General features: G+C 62.7%; 4 protein-coding genes. 1 reads left to right on the top strand and 3 read right to left on the bottom strand.

The window, feature by feature from the left end:
• Positions 1-1377, bottom strand: a 1377-nt coding sequence (locus tag ACK59L_RS21370; RefSeq protein ID WP_409275918.1) for an ABC transporter transmembrane domain-containing protein, incomplete at its 3' end; no start/stop codon positions are given.
• Between the two features lie 214 nt (positions 1378-1591).
• Between ACK59L_RS21370 and ACK59L_RS21375 the strand changes: the two genes are divergently transcribed.
• Positions 1592-1765, top strand: a complete 174-nt coding sequence (locus tag ACK59L_RS21375; RefSeq protein ID WP_165919263.1) for a PA1571 family protein — start codon at positions 1592-1594, stop codon at positions 1763-1765.
• 75 nt (positions 1766-1840) lie between these two features.
• On the opposite strand, the gene pdxB is transcribed toward ACK59L_RS21375, so the two are convergent.
• Together pdxB and tusA are read right to left on the bottom strand one after the other, a co-directional pair.
• Entirely contained in the window at positions 1841-2983 is a 1143-nt protein-coding gene (pdxB, locus tag ACK59L_RS21380) for a 4-phosphoerythronate dehydrogenase PdxB (protein ID WP_409275920.1), read from the bottom strand.
• A 60-nt stretch (positions 2984-3043) separates the two neighbouring features.
• Positions 3044-3286 carry a sulfurtransferase TusA gene (tusA, locus tag ACK59L_RS21385; RefSeq protein WP_058605718.1) on the bottom strand — a complete coding sequence of 81 codons (243 nt, stop codon included), beginning with the start codon at positions 3284-3286 and terminating at the stop codon, positions 3044-3046.
• Positions 3287-3508: the final 222 nt, after the last annotated feature.

Raw genomic sequence — 3508 nt, forward strand, 5'->3', positions numbered from 1 at the left:
TGCGCGCGCGGCAGCTTCGATGTCGGCCAGGCAAGCACCAGGGCGTCCATAGGCAATGTTGTCCGCCACCGTACCTCGAAACAGTGCCGGTTGCTGTGCGACCCATGCAAACTGCTGGCGAAGGTGGTCGGGGTCGAGTTGGTCGATGGGGTGGTCATCGAGCAGAATCTGCCCGTGCTGAGGGTCATAGAAGCGCAGAAGCAGGTCGAACAGGGTGGATTTACCCGCACCGGAGGGACCGACCAATGCAAGCGTCTGGCCTGCCTGGATGGCCAGGCTCAGGTCATCGATAGCCTTGTGCTCGGGTCGCGAGGGATAGGCAAACACCACGCGCTGCAACGTCAGGCAGCCCCGTGCACGGCCTCCCGCCAGCAGCCGCGCACTGGACGGCGCCAGAATCTGGCTTTGCGCAGCCAGTAATTCGGCTATGCGCTCTGCTGCTCCAGCAGCACGCTGGAGCTCGCCAATCACCTCGCTGAGTGTGCCGAACGCACTGCCCACTACCAGGCTGTAGAACACGAACGCCGCCAACTCCCCCCCCGACATACGCCCGGCGATAACGTCCAGGCCGCCGACCCACAGCATTGCGCCGATAGCGCCCAGCACCAGCACGATCACCACGGTAATCAGCCAGGCCCGCTGCGCAATGCGCTGGCGGGCCACTGCAAATGCCGACTCCACCGTATCGGCGAACAGTGCCCGGTCATGGGCTTGATGAGTGTAGGCCTGCACGGTCTTGATCTGGCCCAGGGTTTCGGCCACATAGCTACCCACATCTGCCACCCGGTCCTGGCTTTGGCGGGAGAGGCTGCGAACACGACGACCGAACAGCAGGATCGGGGCCAGTACCACCGGCAATGCCACGACCACGATGCTGGTCAGTTTCGGGTTGGTGATGAACAGCAAGACCACACCCCCCACCACCATCAGCGCATTACGCAGGCACATGGACAGGGAAGAGCCAATCACCGATTGCAGCAACGTGGTGTCGGCCGTCAACCGAGACTGAATTTCCGAGCTGCGGTTGTCTTCGAAAAAACCCGGATGAAGCTCGAGCAGATGGTCAAAAACGGCGCGACGAATGTCCGCCACGCACCGCTCACCTATCCAGGAGACGAGGTAGAACCGGCTGAAGGTCCCTACCGCCAGGGCCAGCACCAGCAGCAGGAAGAGGCCAAGGGTCTGGTTGAGCTGATGGACGGAACCGGTCATGAACCCCTGATCCACCAGCAGGCGGATGCCTTGCCCCATGGACAGGGTAATGCCGGCAGTCACCACCAGTGCCAGCAAGGCCAGCACCAGGCGCCGCCGATATGGGCGAAGAAAATGCCAACCAAGGCGCAAAGCGCGGCTGGGGCGCGGAGTTGTAGAGGCCATGGATCTGCTCTCGAAGGCGGAACATGCAGCCTACCATTCATGCCGCAGCACGGAACTGTCTGGCGCGGCTATAGCCTATTGTTCTAACCGCGCTCTGGCACTTGTTCGCCATCTCTGGTGGACTATGGCCCAGCCTCAGGTTGCGCCGCACCCGCGTCGACGATCTGCCAGGCGCATGGTTGATACCAGACGTCATCTGAAGAGGAGACCCTGCATGAGCTTGCACCATGACCGCGAACACCACACGCCCCGTCACGCACCGTCCCCCCAGGCAAGCGGCGCGCTGATCGACGCCCAAGGGCGGGAGGTACCGATCACCGAGCAGATGATCCAGCAGGCCTGCAAGGCCTTGGAAGAAAGCCGGGTCGAGCGCTCGCAGAAAAACTGATCACCTTATTCCTGACCCGGCGCTAGCGCCGGGTTTTTTATGCACGCTGCTTTGCCCCGGGGCAACCCCCGAGCGTCAGACCCTTTTTGCTCCGATGGCGTCAATCAGCTGCGCAAGCTGAGGCGAGTCACCACGGATGCGCACGGATAGCCCTTCGATTTCACGGCGTGGCGGGTAGTGTTTGCGCAATAGGTCGAAAGCCGCACGTTGCTGCTGCGCGTCTTCGCTCAGGCTGCGGCGCAAATCGGCATCATCGCGGCGCGGATCGTAGACAGCGCGGCATAGCATGGCCAGTGCCCACTGCAGATCGGCCTCGGCGTCCAACTCAATCTGCGCGACTGGCGGGCGCGGCAACAGGTCGGCCAGTTGAATGCGCTCCTCCACGCCCAGGTGTCGACACAAGGCGCGATAGATCTGGGCGGTGCCACGCTGACGGCCATCGAGGCTATAGCCGGCGATGTGGGGGGTGGCGACGGTACACAGGTCGGCCAACCGCAGATCGACCTGGGGCTCGCCTTCCCACACGTCCAGCACCGCGTGCAGGTCATCGCGCTGCTGCAGGAGCGTGCGTAATGCGCCATTATCCACCACTGCCCCTCGACTGGCGTTGATCAGCCAGGCGCCGGGGCGCAGTTTCGCCAGTTCTGTAGGGCCTAGCAGGTGCCAGGTCGGGTACTGGCCACCGCGTTCGAGGGGTGTGTGCAGGCTGATGACATCGCAGGCTTGCAGCAGGGTATCGAGCTCGACGTAGTCACCGCCTTCGGCGGCCTGGCGCAATGGATCGCAGACCATCACCTTCCACCCCAGGGCGCGTAGCACGCCCACCAGCCGCCCACCTACTTCGCCTGCACCCACCACGCCGTAGACGCGCTCGGGCAGTGATGCACCCTCAAGGTCAGCGAGAGTCAGCAGGCTGCCCAGCACATAGTCCACCACTCCCCGGGCGTTGCAACCGGGTGCACTGCTCCAGCGGATACCCGCTTGTTCGAAGTAGTCGAGATCGAGGTGATCGGTGCCGATGGTGCAGGTACCCACGAACCGCACGCCACTGCCTTCTAGCAGTTGCCGATCGACCTTGGTCACGGAGCGGACCAGCAGAATGTCGGCCTCCCGGACGCTGGCGGCGTCGAGGCTACGCCCAGGATAACGACGAATCTCGCCAAACCCTTGGAAGAAGGCATCGAGCAAAGGGATGTTTTCGTCGGCAACTATCAGCATGGCGCTCTCCTGTCTGGGGAACGCAGTGTAGGCTCAACGCGGAGCGTGTTCCAGAGCGGCTCAGTCGGCTTTCTTGCGGATCCAGTAGAGGAAGGTGCCGGCGGCTTCCTGTTGTTCCAGCAGTTGGTGGCCCAGGAAGGTACAGAACTTGGGGATGTCGCGTTGGGTCGAGGGGTCGGTGGCGATGACTTTCAGCAGGCCGCCGGCGGCGAGGGCGCGCACGTGTTGGTGCAGCATCATCACCGGCTCTGGGCAGTTGAGGCCGGTGGCGTCGAGGGTGGCATCGGGGGTGAGGTCGGTCATGAAGGGCTCCGCAAATGATGGGTATTGTGGCGCATTCGAGGGATGCGGGCCAAGTGGGGCTGTTGGGGGACCCGCTGGGTCAGGGGCGCCGGACCAGCAAGACCGCCTCTACCCGGAATCCGTTGTCTTTTGAGTGCGGTGCAAGGCAAATTTCCCCATACAAATGAGACAGGTTGCCAATCTCTATAAGATGCAAGTTGTGTGGCATTGCAATTTAATACA

It is taken from the genome of Pseudomonas sp. KCJK9111 (assembly GCF_046231935.1).
Classification (GTDB): domain Bacteria; phylum Pseudomonadota; class Gammaproteobacteria; order Pseudomonadales; family Pseudomonadaceae; genus Aquipseudomonas; species Aquipseudomonas parafulva_B.